Annotated in this window: 21 protein-coding genes and 23 other annotated features; of the genes, 12 read left to right on the forward strand and 9 right to left on the reverse strand. The window is 54.0% G+C overall.

All coding sequences use genetic code 11. The features are described from left to right. Positions 1-25: 25 nt before the first annotated feature. Positions 26-31: a ribosome-binding site (putative RBS for STM3261; RegulonDB:STMS1H003287), on the forward strand. Together STM3261 and STM3262 are read left to right on the forward strand one after the other, a co-directional pair. Next, the gene (locus STM3261; protein ID NP_462174.1) for a galactitol-1-phosphate dehydrogenase occupies positions 26-1081 on the forward strand. Within the gene, positions 38-1081 belong to an annotated coding region; the region does not span the whole gene. (Overlaps the previous feature by 6 nt.) A 97-nt stretch (positions 1082-1178) precedes the next feature. Next, positions 1179-1184: a ribosome-binding site (putative RBS for STM3262; RegulonDB:STMS1H003288), on the forward strand. Continuing rightward, positions 1179-1965, forward strand: a protein-coding gene (locus STM3262) for a transcriptional regulator of sugar metabolism (RefSeq protein NP_462175.1). Within the gene, positions 1192-1965 belong to an annotated coding region; the region does not span the whole gene. (Overlaps the previous feature by 6 nt.) Positions 1966-2122: 157 nt before the next feature. Here STM3262 and yraL read toward each other — a convergent pair. Next, positions 2123-2998 (reverse strand): putative methyltransferase gene (yraL, locus tag STM3263; protein NP_462176.1). Within the gene, positions 2123-2986 belong to an annotated coding region; the region does not span the whole gene. After that, positions 2993-2998 (reverse strand) — a ribosome-binding site (putative RBS for yraL; RegulonDB:STMS1H003289). (Overlaps the previous gene by 6 nt.) A 40-nt stretch (positions 2999-3038) precedes the next feature. Beyond that, positions 3039-3044 (forward strand) — a ribosome-binding site (putative RBS for yraM; RegulonDB:STMS1H003290). Here yraL and yraM point away from each other — a divergent pair. From yraM to yraP, 4 genes are all read left to right on the forward strand, one after another. Further along, positions 3039-5092 (forward strand): putative transglycosylase gene (yraM, locus tag STM3264; protein NP_462177.1). Within the gene, positions 3050-5092 belong to an annotated coding region; the region does not span the whole gene. (Overlaps the previous feature by 6 nt.) Next, positions 5038-5043: a ribosome-binding site (putative RBS for yraN; RegulonDB:STMS1H003291), on the forward strand. (Overlaps the previous gene by 6 nt.) Continuing rightward, positions 5038-5445 (forward strand): putative endonuclease gene (gene yraN / locus STM3265; protein NP_462178.1). Within the gene, positions 5050-5445 belong to an annotated coding region; the region does not span the whole gene. Before yraM ends, yraN begins: the two co-directional genes overlap by 55 nt. 11 nt (positions 5446-5456) lie before the next feature. After that, positions 5457-5462: a ribosome-binding site (putative RBS for yraO; RegulonDB:STMS1H003292), on the forward strand. After that, positions 5457-6057 (forward strand): putative phosphoheptose isomerase gene (yraO, locus tag STM3266; protein ID NP_462179.1). Within the gene, positions 5467-6057 belong to an annotated coding region; the region does not span the whole gene. (Overlaps the previous feature by 6 nt.) Further along, positions 6056-6061: a ribosome-binding site (putative RBS for yraP; RegulonDB:STMS1H003293), on the forward strand. (Overlaps the previous gene by 2 nt.) Next, the gene (gene yraP, locus STM3267; RefSeq protein ID NP_462180.1) for a putative periplasmic protein occupies positions 6056-6642 on the forward strand. Within the gene, positions 6067-6642 belong to an annotated coding region; the region does not span the whole gene. (Overlaps the previous feature by 6 nt.) The genes yraO and yraP overlap by 2 nt, the downstream gene beginning before the upstream one ends. Positions 6643-6708: 66 nt before the next feature. Here the strand turns inward: yraP and yraR are convergent. After that, positions 6709-7396 (reverse strand): putative nucleoside-diphosphate-sugar epimerase gene (gene yraR, locus STM3268; protein ID NP_462181.1). Within the gene, positions 6709-7377 belong to an annotated coding region; the region does not span the whole gene. Next, positions 7391-7396, reverse strand: a ribosome-binding site (putative RBS for yraR; RegulonDB:STMS1H003294). (Overlaps the previous gene by 6 nt.) Before the next feature lie 68 nt (positions 7397-7464). Further along, positions 7465-7470 (forward strand) — a ribosome-binding site (putative RBS for yhbO; RegulonDB:STMS1H003295). On the opposite strand from yraR, the gene yhbO reads away from it, so the two are divergent. Beyond that, the gene (yhbO, locus tag STM3269; RefSeq protein NP_462182.1) for a putative intracellular proteinase occupies positions 7465-7993 on the forward strand. Within the gene, positions 7475-7993 belong to an annotated coding region; the region does not span the whole gene. (Overlaps the previous feature by 6 nt.) On the opposite strand, the gene yhbP is transcribed toward yhbO, so the two are convergent. Next, the gene (gene yhbP / locus STM3270) for a putative cytoplasmic protein (protein NP_462183.1) occupies positions 7973-8426 on the reverse strand. Within the gene, positions 7973-8416 belong to an annotated coding region; the region does not span the whole gene. The genes yhbO and yhbP overlap by 21 nt on opposite strands. Continuing rightward, positions 8421-8426, reverse strand: a ribosome-binding site (putative RBS for yhbP; RegulonDB:STMS1H003296). (Overlaps the previous gene by 6 nt.) A gap of 7 nt (positions 8427-8433) precedes the next feature. Continuing rightward, positions 8434-8439, forward strand: a ribosome-binding site (putative RBS for yhbQ; RegulonDB:STMS1H003297). On the opposite strand from yhbP, the gene yhbQ reads away from it, so the two are divergent. Then, positions 8434-8771, forward strand: a protein-coding gene (yhbQ, locus tag STM3271) for a putative cytoplasmic protein (RefSeq protein ID NP_462184.3). Within the gene, positions 8454-8771 belong to an annotated coding region; the region does not span the whole gene. Its footprint overlaps the feature before it by 6 nt. Here the strand turns inward: yhbQ and yhbS are convergent. Further along, positions 8758-9271 (reverse strand): putative ABC superfamily transport protein gene (gene yhbS, locus STM3272; RefSeq protein ID NP_462185.1). Within the gene, positions 8758-9261 belong to an annotated coding region; the region does not span the whole gene. The two genes, yhbQ and yhbS, sit on opposite strands and share 14 nt — an antisense overlap. Then, positions 9255-9794 (reverse strand): putative lipid carrier protein gene (gene yhbT, locus STM3273; RefSeq protein NP_462186.1). Within the gene, positions 9255-9779 belong to an annotated coding region; the region does not span the whole gene. Before yhbT ends, yhbS begins: the two co-directional genes overlap by 17 nt. Then, positions 9266-9271, reverse strand: a ribosome-binding site (putative RBS for yhbS; RegulonDB:STMS1H003298). It overlaps the preceding gene by 6 nt. Next, positions 9789-9794 (reverse strand) — a ribosome-binding site (putative RBS for yhbT; RegulonDB:STMS1H003299). (Lies within the gene yhbT.) A 190-nt stretch (positions 9795-9984) precedes the next feature. After that, positions 9985-9990, forward strand: a ribosome-binding site (putative RBS for yhbU; RegulonDB:STMS1H003300). Between yhbT and yhbU the strand changes: the two genes are divergently transcribed. The 3 genes from yhbU (at position 9985) to yhbW (ending at position 13063) form a co-directional block, all read left to right on the forward strand. After that, the gene (gene yhbU / locus STM3274; RefSeq protein NP_462187.1) for a putative protease occupies positions 9985-10991 on the forward strand. Within the gene, positions 9996-10991 belong to an annotated coding region; the region does not span the whole gene. Its footprint overlaps the feature before it by 6 nt. Then, positions 10963-10968 (forward strand) — a ribosome-binding site (putative RBS for yhbV; RegulonDB:STMS1H003301). (Overlaps the previous gene by 6 nt.) Next, positions 10963-11878, forward strand: a protein-coding gene (gene yhbV / locus STM3275) for a putative protease (RefSeq protein ID NP_462188.3). Within the gene, positions 10982-11878 belong to an annotated coding region; the region does not span the whole gene. Before yhbU ends, yhbV begins: the two co-directional genes overlap by 29 nt. Before the next feature lie 177 nt (positions 11879-12055). Next, positions 12056-13063: a putative alkanal monooxygenase gene (yhbW, locus tag STM3276; RefSeq protein NP_462189.1), complete on the forward strand. Its 1008-nt coding sequence runs from the start codon at positions 12056-12058 to the stop codon at positions 13061-13063. On the opposite strand, the gene STM3277 is transcribed toward yhbW, so the two are convergent. After that, the gene (locus STM3277) for a putative inner membrane protein (protein ID NP_462190.1) occupies positions 13041-13766 on the reverse strand. Within the gene, positions 13041-13760 belong to an annotated coding region; the region does not span the whole gene. The two genes, yhbW and STM3277, sit on opposite strands and share 23 nt — an antisense overlap. After that, positions 13761-13766, reverse strand: a ribosome-binding site (putative RBS for STM3277; RegulonDB:STMS1H003302). It overlaps the preceding gene by 6 nt. 148 nt (positions 13767-13914) lie before the next feature. After that, positions 13915-13920, forward strand: a ribosome-binding site (putative RBS for STM3278; RegulonDB:STMS1H003303). Between STM3277 and STM3278 the strand changes: the two genes are divergently transcribed. After that, the gene (locus STM3278; protein ID NP_462191.1) for a putative cytoplasmic protein occupies positions 13915-14449 on the forward strand. Within the gene, positions 13919-14449 belong to an annotated coding region; the region does not span the whole gene. (Overlaps the previous feature by 6 nt.) A 60-nt stretch (positions 14450-14509) precedes the next feature. On the opposite strand, the gene mtr is transcribed toward STM3278, so the two are convergent. The 3 genes from mtr to nlpI form a co-directional block, all read right to left on the reverse strand. After that, positions 14510-15839 (reverse strand): HAAAP family tryptophan-specific transport protein gene (mtr, locus tag STM3279; protein NP_462192.1). Within the gene, positions 14510-15754 belong to an annotated coding region; the region does not span the whole gene. Continuing rightward, positions 15765-15770, reverse strand: a ribosome-binding site (putative RBS for mtr; RegulonDB:STMS1H003304). (Overlaps the previous gene by 6 nt.) Next, positions 15812-15820 (reverse strand) — a -10 signal (putative -10_signal for mtr; RegulonDB:STMLTH004584). Further along, positions 15812-15826: a protein binding site (putative binding site for TrpR, RegulonDB: STMS1H000375), on the reverse strand. Its footprint overlaps the feature before it by 9 nt. Further along, positions 15831-15839, reverse strand: a -35 signal (putative -35_signal for mtr; RegulonDB:STMLTH004584). 25 nt (positions 15840-15864) lie before the next feature. Further along, positions 15865-15881: a protein binding site (putative binding site for TyrR, RegulonDB: STMS1H000383), on the reverse strand. Positions 15882-15907: 26 nt separating this feature from the next. Next, positions 15908-17848 carry a cysteine sulfinate desulfinase gene (deaD, locus tag STM3280; protein NP_462193.3) on the reverse strand — a complete coding sequence of 647 codons (1941 nt, stop codon included), beginning with the start codon at positions 17846-17848 and terminating at the stop codon, positions 15908-15910. A 127-nt stretch (positions 17849-17975) separates the two neighbouring features. Beyond that, positions 17976-18867 (reverse strand): lipoprotein, cell division gene (gene nlpI, locus STM3281; protein NP_462194.1). Within the gene, positions 17976-18860 belong to an annotated coding region; the region does not span the whole gene. Next, positions 18862-18867 (reverse strand) — a ribosome-binding site (putative RBS for nlpI; RegulonDB:STMS1H003305). (Overlaps the previous gene by 6 nt.) Positions 18868-18946: the final 79 nt, after the last annotated feature.

Raw genomic sequence — 18946 nt, forward strand, 5'->3', positions numbered from 1 at the left:
GGGAGCAATCGCTCCCCTCACCTTCCTGGAGAATGTTATGAAATCAGTGGTTATTCACGCTGAGGGAGACGTGCGCGTTGAAGAACGTCCCTTACCACAACTGCAAGCCGAGGACGATGTGTTGGTCAAGGTCGTTAGCTCAGGGCTTTGCGGGTCGGATATCCCGCGTATTTTCGCGCAGGGCGCCCATTATTATCCTATTACGTTAGGTCATGAATTCAGCGGCTACGTTGAATCCTACGGCACAGGCGTAACGGATATGCAGCCCGGCGATGCCGTCGCTTGTGTCCCGCTTCTTCCCTGCTTTCACTGTCCGCAATGCGAACGCGGTTACTTTTCTTTATGCAAACAGTATCAGTTTGTAGGATCGCGCAGCGAAGGCGGTAATGCGGAATATGTGGTGGTCAAACGGGCCAATCTTTTCCGCTTGCCTTCTGATATGCCGATTGAAGATGGCGCGTTTATCGAACCGATTACCGTGGGCTTACACGCCTTTCATCTGGCGCAGGGCTGCGAGGGGAAAAACGTAATTATCGTCGGTGCCGGGACAATTGGCCTGCTGGCCTTACAGTGCGCGCGGGAACTGGGCGCGCGAAGCGTAACGGCGATTGATATCAATCCGCAGAAACTGGAACTGGCGAAAGCGCTCGGCGCAACGCATACCTGTAATAGCCGGGAAATGACCGCCGACGACATCCAGACCGCGTTGTCCGACATTCAGTTTGATCAACTGGTTCTCGAAACGGCAGGAACTCCCCAGACCGTCTCGCTGGCTATCGATATCGCCGGGCCGCGCGCGCAACTGGCGCTGGTGGGGACGTTACATCACGATCTCACCCTGACAACGCGTACATTCGGGCTAATTTTGCGTAAAGAGCTCACGCTCCTCGGCAGTTGGATGAACTACTCCGCGCCATGGCCAGGAGAAGAATGGGAAACCGCAGCGCGCCTGTTGGCTGAAAAACGTCTTCAACTGACCCCTCTCATTGCCCATCGCGGCGATGCGGAAAGCTTTGCAGAAGCAGTCAAAGCGCTTAATGGCGCGCCCATGCAGGGCAAAATTTTACTTCAACTTTCCTGATGGTACGAGCCAGCAACCTGCGCTGGCTCACATTTCCTTTCGAAATTTAGCGTTCACCTTTCGCAATCCTTCGTTTAAACTAGTTACAGTTAATTATCAGGCAAATCAATATGAACTCATTTGAGCGAAGAAATAAAATTGTCGACCTGATTAATACGCAAGGCAGCGTGCTGGTGATGGACCTTTCAAATACCTTTGGTATTTCTGAAGTGACTATCCGTGCTGACCTGCGTCTGCTGGAAGAGAAAGGCCTTGTCACCCGTTTTCATGGCGGCGCGGCAAAACCGGGAAGTCATCTGGCGGAAGGCGACAATCAGGAAGTCATTCTGGAAGATCGGTATCAACTCGCCAGCGATCCGAAAAAGCGGATTGCCCAGGCGGCTGCGGCAATGGTTGAAGAAGGAATGACCATCATTCTGGATAGCGGGAGCACAACATTACTGATTGCGGAAGCGCTCGCGCGAAAAAGCAATATTACGGTGATCACTAACAGCTTGCCTGCCGCTTTTACGCTATCAGAAAATAAAGATCTCACGCTGGTGGTCTGCGGCGGTACGGTACGGCATAAAACCCACTCAATGCACGGCACGATTGCGGAACGATCGCTACACGGCATCAGCGCCGATTTAATGTTTGTCGGGGCGGATGGCATTGATGCGACAAACGGTATTACCACGTTTAACGAAGGTTATTCCATTAGCGGCGTCATGGCGGCGGCGGCACACAAAGTTATCGCGGTACTGGACGCGACCAAATTTAACCGTCGCGGCTTTAACCAGGTATTGCCGATGGACAAGATCGACTGTGTGATAACCGATGACACCATCAGCAAACAGGATAAAGCGGCATTAGCGAAAACAGGCGTGGAATTAATGATCGTCTAAAAAGGAGTCGGTTATGCGTTGCTGATCGCGAGAGTAAGCCCGAAGGAAAGGTCCGGCCCGCTATCACCGCCCAATGCCCCCATCAATTTACCCACATCAATCACCTGATTGAGTATTAACACGATGGCGATAAAAGGCGGTTCCCGGGCGCTCGCTTTTATTCTTCCTGCTGCTCCAGCGCATACTTATACAGCGCATTTTTCTTCACGCCGTGAATTTCTGCTGCCAGCGCCGCCGCTTTTTTCAGCGGCAGTTCTGCCTGTAGCAGCGCCAGCGTGCGCAGCGCGTCGGCGGGCAGGTCGTCTTCTTGCGCTTTATGGCCTTCGACAATCAGCACCATTTCGCCTTTGCGACGGTTTTCATCTTCTTTGACCCACGCCAGCAGCTCGCCGACCGGCGCGCCGTGAATGGTTTCCCAGGTTTTGGTCAGCTCACGCGCCAGCACCACATAACGGGATTCTCCCAATACCGCGACGATATCTTCCAGGCTATCTAACAGGCGGTGGGTTGACTCATAAAAAATCAGCGTTCGCGGTTCCGTTTCAATGGCTTTTAGCGCATCACGGCGGCCTTTGGATTTCGCCGGTAAAAAGCCTTCATAGCAGAAACGGTCGGATGGCAGGCCAGCGGCGCTCAGGGCGGCAATCGCCGCACACGGCCCCGGTAGCGGCACCACGCGAATCCCCGCTTCGCGACAAGTACGCACCAGGTGGTAGCCCGGATCGTTAATCAGCGGCGTACCGGCGTCGGAAACCAGCGCAATGTTCTGCCCTTCTTTTAGCTTCGCGACCAGCGTTTCCGCTTTTTGTTGTTCGTTATGGTCGTGCAGCGCGAACAACCGGGCATTAATCCCAAAATGTTGCAGCAATAAACCGGTGTGACGAGTATCTTCGGCGGCAATCAGATCTACAGCCTGTAACACCTCCAACGCACGCTGGGTAATATCCGCCAGATTACCGATAGGAGTAGGTACAATAAAGAGTTGGCCCTGAGAATTATCCGCCGATTCGTTTTGTTTCATTGTGTCGTCCGTATTGCCGATTTAATATTGAGCATTGCGTAAAAAAATATCACTGGATACAGTATGGTACCCTCAACATTTTCTCGTTTGAACGCCGCACGCGCGCTGCCTGTCGTCCTGGCTGCGCTACTTTTCGCCGGGTGCGGCACCCAGGCGCCAGATCAAAGCGCAGCCTATATGCAGGGTTCAGCGCAAGCTGACTCCGCCTTTTACCTGCATCAGATGCAGCAAAGCGCAGATGATAGCAAGACCAACTGGCAATTACTCGCCATTCATGCACTGCTGAAAGAAGGAAAAAGCCAGCAGGCCGTCGACCTGTTCAACCAACTCCCGCAAAATCTGAACGATACCCAGCGTCGCGAACAGTCTTTATTAGCGGTAGAAATCAAACTGGCGCAAAAAGATGTCGCAGGCGCGCAGGCCTTGCTGGATAAACTAAAACCCGCCGACTTTGCGCCAAATCAACAAGCGCGTTACTGGCAGGCGCAGATCGTTGCCAGCCAGGGACGCCCGTCGCTTACCCTGTTGCGGGCGTTAATCGCCCAGGAACCGCTACTGGCGGCGAAAGATAAACAAAAAAATATCGACGCCACCTGGCAGGCGCTCTCCGCCATGACGCCGGATCAGGCCAGGACGTTAGTTATCAACGCTGATGAAAATGTGCTTCAGGGCTGGCTGGATCTGCAACGCGTCTGGTTTGACAACCGCAACGATCCAGACATGCTGAAAGCTGGGATCGCCGACTGGCAAAAACGCTACCCGCAAAATCCGGGGGCGAAAATGCTGCCGACGCAGCTCGTCAATGTACAACGTTTCAAACCGGCTTCCACCAGCAAAATCGCTCTGCTGCTGCCGCTGAACGGTCAGGCTGCCGTGTTTGGCCGTACCATCCAGCAAGGTTTCGAAGCCGCGAAAAACCTCGGCACCCAGGCGGTGGAGATGCAGCCTGCCGCCGCTCCTGACGCGCCGGTCGAACCTGGCGTGGAGGAGACGCAACCACAAATGACCAACGGCGTCGCCAGTCCGTCGCAGGCCTCGGTGAGCGATCTGACTGATGACGCTCCAGCCCAGTCCGCTACGCCAGTCAGCGCGCCACAAACTCCCCCTGCTACAGCAAGCGCGCCGGCGGATCCCTCCGCTGAATTAAAAATCTACGATACCTCTTCCCAGCCGTTGGATCAGGTGCTTGCTCAGGTTCAGCAAGACGGCGCCAGTATCGTGGTCGGGCCGCTGTTGAAAAACAATGTGGAAGCGCTGATGAAAAGCAACACGCCGCTCAACGTGCTGGCGCTCAACCAGCCGGAAACGGTACGTAGCTTCCCTAATATCTGCTATTTCGCGCTCTCTCCAGAAGATGAAGCCCGTGACGCGGCGCATCATATTTATGACCAGGGCAAGCAGTCGCCGCTGCTGTTGATTCCACGCAGCGCGCTTGGCGATCGCGTGGCGAACGCCTTCACCCAGGAGTGGCAAAAACTGGGCGGCGGCATCGTGTTACAGCAAAAATTCGGCTCCGTAGCCGAGCTGAAAATGGGCGTGAACGGCGGCGCGGGTATCGCGTTGACTGGCAGTCCAGTCGCCGCCAGCGTGCCTGCGCAGCCTGGCGTCACCATTGGCGGTCTGACCATCCCTGCGCCGCCGACCGACGCGCAAATCACCGGCGGCGGACGCGTAGACGCGGTCTATATTCTGGCTACGCCGGAAGAGATTGGCTTTATCAAACCGATGATCGCCATGCGTAACGGCACCCAGAGCGGCGCGACGCTGTATGCCAGCTCTCGCAGCGCGCAAGGCACCTCCGGCCCCGACTTCCGTCTGGAAATGGAGGGTTTACAATACAGTGAAATTCCTATGCTGGCAGGCGGCAATATGCCGTTGATGCAGCAGGCGCTGAGCGCTGTACATAACGACTATTCTCTGGCGCGGATGTACGCCATGGGCGTGGATGCCTGGACGCTGGCGAACCACTTTTCGCAGATGCGTCAGGTGCAGGGGTTTGAGATCAATGGCAATACCGGCGCATTAACCGCCAGCCCGGATTGTGTGATTAACAGGAAGTTATCATGGCTCAAATACCAGCAAGGGGAGATTGTTCCCGCCAGCTAACGCGTAAACAGGCTGGCGACGCGTGGGAAGCTGCCGCGCGTCGCTGGCTGGAAAGCAAAGGACTGCGGTTTATCGCCGCCAACGTGCGCGAGCGCGGCGGCGAAATCGATCTGATCATGCGCGACGGAAAAACGACGGTTTTTGTTGAGGTCCGCTATCGGCGCTCCGGGCTTTATGGCGGCGCGGCGGCTAGTGTGACCCGCAGCAAGCAACACAAATTATTACATACTGCCCGCTTGTGGCTCGCCCGCCAGAATGGGAGTTTTGATACTGTGGATTGTCGGTTCGATGTGTTAGCCTTCACCGGAAATGAGATTGAGTGGTTTCGGGATGCGTTTAACGACCACTCATAATTGAAGATTTTAAGGATTAGCGTGCTCGAAAGAATCAAAGTTTGCTTTACAGAAAGCATTCAAACTCAAATTGCTGCGGCGGAAGCGCTTCCGGATGCCATTTCCCGCGCCGCCATGACGCTGGTTCATTCCCTGCTTAACGGCAACAAAATCCTCTGTTGTGGAAACGGGACGTCCGCGGCCAACGCACAGCATTTTGCTGCCAGCATGATTAACCGCTTTGAAACGGAGCGACCCAGTTTACCCGCCATTGCACTAAATACCGATAATGTGGTCTTAACTGCGATCGCTAACGATCGCTTGCACGATGAAGTTTATGCAAAACAAGTCCGGGCGCTGGGACATGCAGGCGATGTTTTATTGGCGATCTCTACGCGTGGTAATAGTCGCGATATCGTAAAAGCCGTTGAAGCAGCCGTCACACGTGACATGACCATTGTGGCGCTAACCGGGTATGACGGGGGTGAGCTGGCCGGACTATTAGGGCCGCAGGATGTCGAAATTCGTATCCCTTCACACCACAGCGCGCGCATTCAGGAAATGCATATGCTGACGGTAAACTGCCTGTGCGATTTGATCGATAACACGCTTTTTCCTCACCAGGATGATTAAGGAGTACACATGAAGGCATTTTCGCCGCTCGCAGTCCTTATTTCTGCGTTGCTATTGCAAGGTTGCGTCGCCGCCGCGGTAGTGGGTACGGCAGCCGTCGGTACCAAAGCCGCAACCGACCCGCGTAGCGTGGGCACCCAGGTGGATGACGGAACGCTGGAACTGCGTGTCAGCAGCGCGCTGTCGAAAGATGAGCAAATCAAAAAAGAGACGCGCATCAATGTCACGGCTTATCAGGGCAAAGTTTTGTTAGTGGGCCAGTCGCCAAACAGCGAACTCTCCGCACGCGCTAAACAGATAGCGATGGGCGTTGAAGGCACCACCGAGGTCTATAACGAGATTCGCCAGGGTCAGCCTATCGGCCTGGGGACCGCCTCTAACGATACCTGGATCACCACGAAAGTTCGCTCACAGCTACTGACCAGCGATCAGGTAAAATCGTCAAACGTGAAAGTCACCACCGAGAATGGCGAAGTGTTCCTGCTGGGCCTGGTGACTGAACGTGAAGGTAAAGCGGCAGCAGACATCGCCAGCCGGGTGAGCGGCGTGAAACGCGTGACCACCGCCTTTACGTATATTAAGTAACCGGTGTGCCGGGTGGCGATAAGAATGTGTAAACCGCGTCGCCATCCGGTAAATCATCCGGCTTCGCTACTCCGCTTTTTCCCGCAGTTGCGATGAGGTCAGAATCGTCACGCCTTCTTGTGCTGGCGCCAGCGCTTCCGCCAGCATGGCCCGCGCCACATCCCGCGCATCGATCGATTTCCAGTTTCCTGGCAACAGCCGGAATAGCGGAGCGAAAAGCGTTTCATTCACCCGCCGCGTTGTTCTGTCGCCGAGCAGCATAGAAGGTCGGGCAATCGTCAAACGAGGCCAATTTTGCGCGATTAACGCCTCCTCCATTTCTCCTTTCACCCGATTGTAGAAAAACGGAGAGTGCGCGTTTGCTCCCATTGCGCTGACCACCACCATGTGCTGCGCACCCAGTCGACGTCCGGTCAGCGCAGTATCAACCACCAGCGTATAATCCGCATGAATAAACGCCGCTTTACTTCCCGCTTCACGCCGGGTCGTGCCCAGGCAGCAAAAAACAATATCTACCGGGTCGGTCACCTGAGCTAACGCATCGGTAAGCTGCGGATCGTGAGGGTTATAAACGCCGACAATATCCGTCAGCGGGCGACGCGTCGGCGCGGCGATAGCGCTCACCTGCGGCGTGTTGATTAACATTCTCAGCAGATGTCCGCCGACCAGTCCGGTCGCGCCGGTAATCAGTACCTGACTCATCCTCGCTCCTTTACAGATTTGTCCACCTTGCACTCTCGGCCCTATCGACCAGGCTTAATAGTCTACGAGGTAAGTATCCATCATTGTGGAAAATTTGCCTTACCCGACGCCACCACTGCGGAGGAAACGCATGAGTAAGAAAATTGCCGTTTTGATTACCGATGAATTTGAAGATTCAGAATTTACCTCGCCGGCAGCAGAATTCCGTCAGGCCGGCCATGAGGTCATCACCATCGAAAAAGAGGCGGGTAAAACGGTGAAAGGAAAAAAAGGCGAGGCCAGCGTCACCATTGATAAGGCTATTGATGACGTTCGTCCCGACGAGTTCGACGCCTTGCTATTGCCGGGAGGTCATTCGCCGGACTACCTGCGCGGCGACAGCCGTTTCGTGGATTTTACCCGCGATTTCGTTAACAGCGGTAAACCGGTTTTTGCCATTTGCCACGGCCCGCAGTTGTTGATCAGCGCCGATGTCATTCGTGGCCGCAAACTCACGGCGGTGAAACCGATTATTATCGATGTGAAGAACGCGGGCGCGGAATTTTACGATCAGGAAGTCGTCGTCGATAAAGATCAGCTGGTGACCAGCCGCACGCCTGACGACCTGCCGGCATTTAACCGCGAGGCGCTACGCCTGCTGGGCGCGTGAGTCACGTAACCAGTGCAGTTTTTTACCAAACCCCAGCGTGTTGTCGGTGAATTTAATTTCATCCAGCCGGATTTCCCATACCGGCGCTGGCAGCACCCTGGCGACCGGGAAGCGACGAAGGTAAGCTTTACGCGCGGCGTCGCTCTCCTGCCCCTCCAGACGGCGAATTTCCCCTTTAAACTGCACGCCGCGAATGCGCGCCACCGTTTTCGGCTGCCCATTGACCGTTCCCGCAACTGGCGCGCACGCGCCGGACATTTGCGCATGGCGGGTTTTATCATCCGTTAACAGATACAGTGCGACGTTTTGCGCATCGAACAAATAAAACGCATTGGCGCACCACAGCTCTCCCTCATGGTGTACGCACCAGGTCACCACGTGTTGTTTCGCCAGCCAACGGCCAATAGCGGTAAGTGTGTCCATCTTTATTCTCGCTTATACTGGGAACCTGAAAATTATCATGCTGATGGCGACAATGACCCCCTGGTATCTGTATCTGATTCGTACTGCAGACAATGCGCTTTACACCGGAATAACCACCGATGTGGCGCGTCGTTACAGGCAGCATCAAACGGGAAAAGGCGCAAAAGCATTACGGGGAAAAGGCGAGTTAACGCTGGCGTTTGCGGCGCAGGTCGGCGATCGCTCGCTGGCCCTGCGCATAGAGTATCGCATCAAACAGCTCACAAAGCGCCAGAAAGAGCGCCTTGTGACGGAACGCGAAGCGTTTGAGGCGCTGCTGTCCAGCCTGCAAACGCCGGTGCTTAAAAACGATTGAAGTGGTCGTGATACTCCACCAGCCCCGTCACGCCCTCCAGCGCATCCTCAGCCAAACGGTGTACCTGGAAAGCGCTTTCCGTACCGGGCCAACGGCAGTGAAGATCGTAATGTGCGGCCAGTTCAAAACCGAAGCGGCTATATAACGCCGGATCGCCCAGCGTCACGACCGCCGCGTAGCCGAACTCGTTGAGCGAATCCAGCCCTTCATACACTAACTGGCGCGCCAGCCCTTGCCCGCGATACTTTTCATCGACCGCCAGCGGCGCCATGCCGACCCACTGTAAATCTTCGCCCTGCACATCAACCGGGCTAAAGGCGACATAGCCCACCACCTGACCTTCATCATCCGTGGCCACCAGTCCGAGCGTCAGAAAACCATCTTCACGCAAATCGTGAACCAGCTTCGCTTCCGCATCGCTTTCGAATGAACGGCGTAACAGCGCATCAATACCAGGCGCATCAATAGGAATTTCTACTCGAATTAGCATGGTTCACCTACCGAGGTCTGTTTGGTTTCCGGCGAGTTTTTCATTCCCGCCTCAACAAAATCCGCCAGTTGCAGCAGCATAACGCGTAACGCTTTCGGCATCTGCTCCAGTTCGATGGCGTCCATCAGATTCTTCACATACAACCCTAACTCAGTATCGCCTTCAATGACCAGTCGACGCTGGAAAAAGAGCGTATCCGGATCCTGTTTACGGGCGGCGATCATTAGCAGATCGCTGGCGTCGGCGCTAAAACTGACGTCAGCATCCGCCTGCTGGCTAACGATCAGCTTTTCATTTTCAACCGTGGTATACCATTTTAAGTCGATGTCACGAACATGAATGCTTAACCAACGACCTTCGAGGAATTCCAGCTCTCCATCGGCCAGCGCCTGACGAAACTGCCAGCTCAGAACCTGTTCCAGAACCTGGCGCTTTAGCGCAAAGGGCGTCAGTTTAACCGGTACACTCATCAGAGACGGGCCAGCATGGACTAAGCGTGAACGCAGTTTATCTAACACGAGCTTTACTCCCTGTTTCAATAGTCCTGTTATTTTGCCATATCCAATAAATCACATGGCGGCGTAAATCAACAATTGGGTCTGATTTTCTACCCCATTATTGGTGTTACCAATACGCCTTTAACTGCCTTAAATCAAAAATTGTCGCAGCAAGGTTAACTAAAATCCCTGTTCGTTAACAATTTTGCGTCTCAGACGTAACCCTCAGGATAAATTATGGAGCTGCTCTGCCCTGCCGGAAATCTCCCGGCGCTGAAGGCGGCCATCGAAAACGGCGCTGACGCCGTTTATATCGGGTTAAAAGACGATACCAATGCCCGTCATTTTGCCGGCCTTAACTTTACCGAAAAAAAATTGCAGGAAGCGGTGAGTTTTGTTCACCAGCATCGCCGCAAATTACACATCGCCATTAATACTTTTGCGCATCCGGACGGCTATGCCCGCTGGCAGCGCGCCGTGGATATGGCGGCGCAGCTTGGCGCCGACGCGTTGATTCTCGCCGACCTCGCTATGCTGGAATATGCCGCAGAGCGTTACCCGCATATTGAGCGCCATGTTTCCGTTCAGGCCTCGGCAACCAACGAAGAGGCGATTCGCTTTTATCACCGCAACTTTGATGTCCACCGTGTAGTACTGCCGCGTGTACTGTCGATTCACCAGGTAAAACAACTAGCCCGCGTCACGCCGGTGCCGCTGGAGGTATTCGCGTTTGGCAGCCTGTGCATTATGGCGGAAGGTCGCTGCTATCTTTCTTCCTACCTGACGGGGGAGTCGCCCAATACCGTCGGCGCCTGCTCGCCCGCCCGCTTTGTCCGTTGGCAGCAAACGCCGCAGGGGCTGGAATCGCGCCTGAATGATGTCCTGATTGACCGTTACCAGGATGGCGAAAACGCGGGCTACCCAACGCTGTGCAAAGGCCGCTATTTAGTGGACGGCGAGCGCTATCACGCGCTGGAGGAGCCAACCAGCCTGAACACGCTGGAACTGCTGCCGGAGCTCATGGCGGCGAACATCGCTTCGGTGAAGATCGAAGGCCGCCAGCGCAGCCCGGCCTATGTCAGCCAGGTGGCGAAAGTGTGGCGCCAGGCGATCGATCGCTGCAAAGCCGCCCCGCAAAACTTCGTTCCACAGCGCGACTGGATGGAGACGCTCGGCGCGATGTCCGAAGGCACCCAAACCACGCTTGGCGCATATCACCGTAAATGGCAGTGAGAGGAGCTATGAAATATTCCTTAGGACCGGTGCTTTATTACTGGCCGAAAGAGACGCTGGAAGATTTTTATCAGCAGGCCGCAAAAAGCAGCGCTGATGTCATTTATCTGGGCGAAGCGGTGTGCAGCAAGCGTCGCGCGACCAAAGTCGGCGACTGGCTGGAAATGGCGAAATCCCTCGCCGCCAGCGGTAAGCAGGTGGTGCTCTCCACCCTGGCGCTGGTACAGGCGTCATCTGAATTAAGCGAGCTGAAACGCTATGTGGACAACGGCGATTTTCTGCTGGAAGCCAGCGATCTTGGCGTGGTGAATCTGTGCGCCGAGCGCAAACTGCCGTTTGTCGCCGGCCATGCGCTGAACTGCTACAACGCGGTCACGCTGCGCCGGTTGCTGAAAGAAGGCATGGTACGCTGGTGTATGCCGGTGGAGCTGTCCCGCGACTGGCTGGTGAATTTGCTTAATCAGTGCGATGAACTGGGCATCCGCAATCAGTTTGAAGTGGAAGTGTTGAGCTACGGGCATCTGCCGCTGGCCTACTCCGCTCGCTGCTTTACCGCCCGTTCGGAAGACCGCCCGAAAGATGAGTGCGAAACCTGCTGTATCAAGTATCCAAACGGTCGTGACGTGCTCTCGCAAGAGAATCAGCAGGTGTTTGTGCTTAACGGTATTCAGACCATGAGCGGCTATGTCTATAACCTTGGCAACGAACTGACGTCGATGCAGGGATTGGTCGATATCGTGCGGCTGTCGCCGTTGGGGACGGAGACATTTGCCATGCTTGATGCCTTTCGCGCTAACGAAAACGGCGGCGCGCCATTACCGCTTGCCGCGCATAGCGACTGTAACGGCTACTGGAAGCGGCTGGCAGGTCTGGAGCTACAGGCCTAGCCGGATGGCGGCATAAATACCTTGTCCGGCCTACAAATAGCGATCCCGTAGGCCCGATAAGCGCAGCGCCATCGGGCATTGTTTTTGCCGTCAGTCTCATAAAGCTCACTTTGTTAACAACATTCGCTAATCTTTAATGCAGTATTAAAAGATTAACCGGTAACAAAGTGAGCCGTTATGACTGACAAAACTATTCCGTTCTCGGTGCTGGATCTGGCGCCGATCCCTGAAGGATCTTCGGCAAAAGAAGCCTTCACGCACTCGCTGGATCTCGCACGGCTGGCTGAAAAGCGCGGTTATCACCGCTACTGGCTGGCAGAACATCACAACATGACCGGTATCGCCAGCGCGGCGACCTCGGTATTGATTGGTTATCTGGCAGCCAATACCACAACATTACATCTTGGCTCCGGCGGCGTGATGCTGCCTAACCATTCACCGCTGGTGATTGCCGAGCAGTTCGGCACGCTGAATACGCTCTACCCGGGACGTATCGACTTAGGGTTGGGACGCGCGCCGGGTAGCGATCAGTCGACGATGCGCGCGCTGCGTCGCCATATGAGCGGCGATATCGATAACTTTCCACGCGATGTCGCAGAGCTGGTGGACTGGTTCGACGCTCGCGACCCTAATCCGCATGTGCGCCCGGTGCCCGGCTACGGCGAGCAGATCCCGGTCTGGCTGTTGGGATCCAGCCTGTATAGTGCGCAACTGGCGGCCCAGCTTGGCCTGCCGTTCGCCTTTGCTTCGCATTTCGCGCCGGATATGTTGTTCCAGGCGCTGCATCTGTACCGTACCCAGTTCAAACCTTCAGCGCGGCTGGAAAAACCGTACGCGATGGTGTGTATCAATATTATCGCCGCCGACAGCAACCGCGACGCCGAATTCCTGTTTACCTCCATGCAGCAGGCTTTCGTGAAGCTACGCCGTGGGGAAACCGGCCAACTGCCGCCGCCGATTGAGAATATGGAGACCTTCCGGTCGCCATCCGAGCAGTATGGCGTGCAGCAGGCGCTGAGTATGTCGCTGGTCGGTGATAAAGCGAAAGTCCGCCACGGGCTGGAATCCATCCTGCGGGAGACCCAGGCGGATGAAATTATGGTAAACGGGCAGATTTTCGACCACCAGGCACGCCTGCATTCGTTTGATTTAGCGATGGATGTTAAGGAAGAGTTGTTGGGCTGATTTTATAACGCCGATTTTCAACGGTGATGGTTGGCAATCGGCGATTTTTTTCGAAGTAATCATAGCCGGGCTTCAACATACGCCAGAAATTATATTCCGGCCATGCTTGCGCCTGGCGCATATTTTCGTCATTCATCGTAAATGGGAAGATATGGACAGGCACGCTCTTCTGCCCGCTGTTTAGCGCCTGCGCCACCAGTTGATAAATCTCTTCAATACCGGCATCGGTCATGGCATAGCAACCGGCCGAAACGCAGTTCCCGTGAACCATAATGAAATCACCGGTGTAGCCATTTGCCCGATCGTAAGCATTCGGGTAGCCAATATTAAATGCCAGATGATAGCGGCTGTTTGGGTTAAGCAACCCTTTGTTGGTGGCATAAAAGCCTTCCGGGCTTTTACCGTCTCCCTGTTTATGTTTTGGCCCTAAGCCACCAGACCATGCGCATATAGTCCAGGTTTTGTAGAGTTTGTAAGGCTTGTTATTGGCGCTTGCCCACAGTTCCAGCTTATCTTCCGCTTTCAGAATGCGGATAAATAACTGGTCGCCGGGGTGAATGATTTTTAAAGACGATGCGACAGGTTTTTCCACTGGCAGGTAAACGTCTTCATCGTACGGAGTGAGCCAGAAAAATTTTAAAATAAAAGCGATAAACAGGCTCAATAATACAATAGCGAGTAGTCCTTTACGCCCCATTTTCGTATTCCGCTTATTCTGAACCAGTTCAAGTATATATTTTCCTATGATATGAAATAGAGGAAAGGTCCAGTTCTGTACTTTTATAAAATAGTAATCGTTTTATCATGGCCGAACAGGGATATGAATAAATCGACTTATTACCAGAGAAAATCATCATGAGTGAACCTGCTTCCTTTTTTCTTCATGCACATATTACCGAGAGTAACCTCAAGAAATTTTTCCATTCACCGGCAACAAATATTAAAGACTATGACGACTGGTTGCCATGGTTTACTGAGGAGCAAAGGTTGTACGGCGATCCTGCAAAAATGCTTAACAATCTTGCCACATGTAATTCTGGTGAAAGTGAAAAGAATATTTATGCTGAACATATCAACTTTAATAAAGAAACACAGATAGTCACGATGGATCACATATTTCTCTCAGAGAGCTATGAAATCTTCATGCCACTCATGGCCTGTGTGCGGGGAATCGAGAAATTTATTACGCCAGGGGAAAATAATTTTGCGCTAATTTATTATTACTGGTGGGGTTCGGAGATCGCCATCGCGCTCGAATTTGACGCCAATGGTAGCAGAATAACGGCAAATCCTAAGGCAGAAAATTTAACTATCGCCGATGCTTTTTTCGATGAACACGGGGAAGCACTCGCCGAAGAACTTTATAATAAACAGGGTTTTATTTGATACCATTTCGCGGACTTGTGAAATATTGCCGGATGAAAACAGCTCATCCGGCTCGTTCAATTACTGGTACACCGGCAACAAATTAAAGCTCGATAAAATATGCACCAGTGCGTTCCCGACGCCAAATAGCAGAATCAGTACAATCATCGGTTTACCGCCCCAGACGCGGAATTTCGGGCTGCCGAAACGTTCGCGAGATTTACGTGCCAACAGCGCAGGCACAATGGCCGCCCAGATAGTTGCAGCTAAACCTGCATAGCCAATGGCGTACAGAAAACCGTTCGGGTACAGCAGGCCACCAATCATCGGCGGCAGGAAAGTCAGCAGCGCCGTTTTAAAACGTCCCATTGCCGAGTCATCAAAACCAAACAGATCCGCCAGATAGTCAAACAGCCCCAGCGTCACGCCAAGGAAGGAACTGGCGACCGCAAAGTTAGAGAACACCACCAGCAGCAGATCCAGGCTGCGGCTGTTCAGCACGCCGCTCAACGCCTGTACCAGCACATCAATATTGCCGCCTTTCTGCGCAATGCCGATAAATTCCGGACGCGGGATGTTGCCCATCGTCCCCAGCAGCCAGACGGAATAGAGCGCTAGTGCCAGTAACGTCCCATAAATCAGGCATTTGACGATGGTACGCGGATCTTTGCCGTAATATTTCATCAAGCTCGGTACGTTACCGTGATAACCAAAAGAGGCCAGACAAAATGGCAGCGTCATCAGCAGGTACGGCGTATATGACGCGTGGCTTTCAGCCACGTTAAACAACGTGGCAGGCTGAACGTGCCCCAACAGGCTGCCGAAGGTCAGGAAGAAAGTAATCACTTTCGCGCCCAGCACAATCGCCGTCATCCGGCTGACCGCCTTCGTACTCAGCCACACGACAAACGCCACCAGCAGCGCAAAGGCAAAACCTGCCGCTCGCGCCGGAACGTTCAGCGACATCTCAGCAAAGGTATGATGCAGAATTGAGCCGCTCGCCGAGATATAGGCGTAAGTCAGGATGTAGAGCACAAAGGCAATAGAAATGCCGTTGACCACGTTCCAGCCTTTCCCCAACAGATCTTTGGTGATGGTGTCGAAACTCGAACCAATGCGGTAGTTAAGGTTGGCTTCGAGAATCATCAGCCCGGAGTGCAGCATACAAAACCAGGTAAAGACCAGCGCCGCCATCGACCAGAAGAACCACGCCCCGGACATGACCACCGGCAGGGAGAACATCCCCGCGCCAATGATGGTGCCGCCGATAATCACCACGCCGCCAAGCAGCGAAGGTGACGTTTGGGTGGTGGTAAGTGTTGCCATTCAGCTCTCTCTCCAGTCATTTATAGTGTGACTATCTCTCAATACGCTGCACTGTACCAGTACACGAGTACAAAAGAAATAAAAAAAGCCCCGATTGTGACGATCGGGGCTGTATATTTTACTTTACGCTGTGAATGCGCAGGTCAGCGTGAGTTACGCATCACCGCCGAAACGACGGCGACCGGTAGAGTCATCACGACGCGGACCACGGCTTTCACGACGTTCGCCGCTGAAGCGACGACCATCACCACGACCACCTTCACGACGTTCGCCGCTGAAATTACGACCGCCTTCACGACGTTCGCCACTGAAGCTACGACCACCGCCGCGACGTTCGCCGCCCGCGTGCGGAACCGCATCACCCAACAGCTGCATATTCATCGGCTTGTTCAGAATGCGGGTACGCGTGAAGTGCTGGAGCACTTCGCCCGGCATACCTTTCGGCAGCTCGATGGTGGAGTGAGACGCGAACAGCTTAATGTTGCCAATGTAACGGCTGCTGATGTCGCCTTCGTTAGCGATAGCGCCCACGATATGACGAACTTCAACGCCGTCATCACGGCCCACTTCAATGCGGTATAACTGCATATCGCCAACGTCACGACGTTCACGACGCGGACGTTCTTCACGATCGCCACGCGGGCCACGGTCATTACGATCGCGCGGACCACGGTCGTCACGGTCACGGAATTCACGCTTAGGACGCATCGGCGCATCCGGCGGCAGGATCAGCGGACGCTCGCCCTGCGCCATTTTCAGCAGTGCGGCGGCCAGCGTTTCGAGATCCAGCTCTTCACCTTCGGCAGACGGCTGGATTTTCGCCAGCAGCGCACGGTACTGATCCAGATCGCTGCTTTCCAGTTGCTGCTGAACTTTCGCGGCGAATTTTTCCAGACGGCGTTTACCCAGCAGTTCTGCGTTCGGCAGTTCCACTTCCGGAATGGTCAGCTTCATGGTGCGTTCGATGTTGCGCAGCAGACGACGCTCGCGGTTCTCAACGAACAGCAGCGCGCGACCGGCGCGACCCGCACGGCCGGTACGACCGATACGGTGAACGTAGGACTCGGAGTCCATCGGAATATCGTAGTTCACCACCAGGCTGATACGTTCAACGTCCAGACCACGTGCCGCAACGTCGGTAGCGATCAGGATGTCCAGACGACCATCTTTCAGGCGTTCCAGAGTCTGCTCACGCAGCGCCTGGTTCATATCGCCATTCAACGCGGCGCTGTTGTAGCCGCTACGTTCCAGCGCTTCTGCTACTTCCAGGGTCGCGTTTTTGGTACGCACGAAGATAATCGCCGCATCAAAGTCTTCCGCTTCCAGGAAACGCACCAGCGCTTCGTTTTTACGCATGCCCCAGACAGTCCAGTAGCTCTGGCTGATGTCAGGACGGGTAGTCACGCTGGACTGAATGCGCACTTCCTGCGGCTCTTTCATAAAGCGGCGGGTAATGCGACGAATCGCTTCCGGCATGGTGGCGGAGAACAGAGCGGTCTGATGACCTTCCGGGATCTGCGCCATAATAGTTTCAACGTCTTCGATGAAGCCCATACGCAGCATTTCGTCGGCTTCATCCAGCACCAGACCACTCAGTTTAGAGAGGTCGAGGGTGCCGCGTTTTAAGTGATCAAGCAGACGTCCCGGCGTACCGACAACGATCTGCGGCCCCTGACGCAGGGCGCGTAACTGCACGTCATAACGCTGACCGCCGTACAAGGCAACCACGTTTACGCCGCGCATGTGTTTAGAGAAATCCGTCATGGCTTCGGCAACCTGTACCGCCAGTTCGCGGGTTGGCGCCAGCACCAGAATCTGAGGTGCCTTCAGCTCAGGATCAAGATTGTTGAGCAGCGGTAAAGAGAACGCTGCGGTTTTGCCGCTACCGGTCTGGGCCATGCCCAGCACGTCGCGACCGCCCAGCAGATGCGGAATGCACTCTGCCTGGATTGGAGATGGTTTTTCGTAACCCAGATCGGTAAGGGCTTCAAGGATAGGAGCCTTCAGCCCCAGATCTGCAAAAGTGGTTTCGAATTCAGCCATGTAGTACGTGTGCCTCAAAATTAATGGCGGCCAGTCTACATAACTCATCATGAAATTGATCTGCAATTTTCATTGAAAAGTGTGAACCGGCTCAAAGTAGGTGTATTAACGAACAACAACGCCCTCACCCGCGAAGGTGATGGCAATCAAAAAGATTACGGGCTGATATGTTCGTCAGCTATTGCTGGTCCGATTCTGCCAGGTCATCTTGGTCCTGGCCCAGGAGCGATAATTCCAACAATGCGTATCGGTGCTCAACAAAGTTATGAACGTTGTTGGCCACCGCCAGTTTGAACAGAGCCGTGGCGCTGTCCAAATCCCCCAGACTTAGGTAATACTTACCTAAATAGAAGTTGGTTTCACTGAGATGCTCAGCGAGCGAGGTGTTATCCGTTGCGTCCGCCTTGAGCCTTTCCATCAGCGTTGCTTCGCTAATGTCGCCCAGGTAGAACTCGACAATGTTCCATCCCCATTGCTCTTTATCCGATTTTTCGAAGCGTGCTTTTAACGCTTCTTTCGCCTGCTTCTCATTAAGCTTCTGCTCAACAAGATACAGCCACAGGCTGCGGTAAGGATCATTGGGATCGTCTTGATAAAACGCCAGCAGATCATCTTGCGCTAACTTATCACGGCCGCCGTAATACAATGCGATACCGCGGTTTAAGTGCGCGTAGTTGTAAGTTGGATCAAGCTCTAGTACAGAATCAAACGCTTCATAGGCAGCATCAAAATTGCCTGCCTGCGTTAAATAAATGCCTAAGTAATTGAATACTTCAGGCATATCCGGTCTGATTGCCAGCGCTTGTGAAAAATCATTTCGCGCTAATGCCCTCAAACCAAGACTATCATACAACACTCCGCGCTCATATAAAAGCTGTGCGCGTTCGTCATCGGTTAAAGCCCGACTGGCAAGAATCTGTTCCATACGCGCCAGAATCACTTCCTGCTGTAAAGTCGGTTGCAATGGTACTGCGAGGACTTCACTTTTACGCCAGGCGGAATTACTGCATCCTGCAAGCGTAAGTGCTGTCGCAACGAAACACCAGCGCAAAAAAGGCTTCATTTCCCACTCCCGAAGACAACGATTGAATGAACGTCCTGTTCCCCGGTGGCTCAACAAGGCGTCCAGCCAGGTCTAAAGCCCTCCGC

This window comes from Salmonella enterica subsp. enterica serovar Typhimurium str. LT2 (assembly GCF_000006945.2).
Classification (GTDB): Bacteria; Pseudomonadota; Gammaproteobacteria; order Enterobacterales; family Enterobacteriaceae; genus Salmonella; species Salmonella enterica.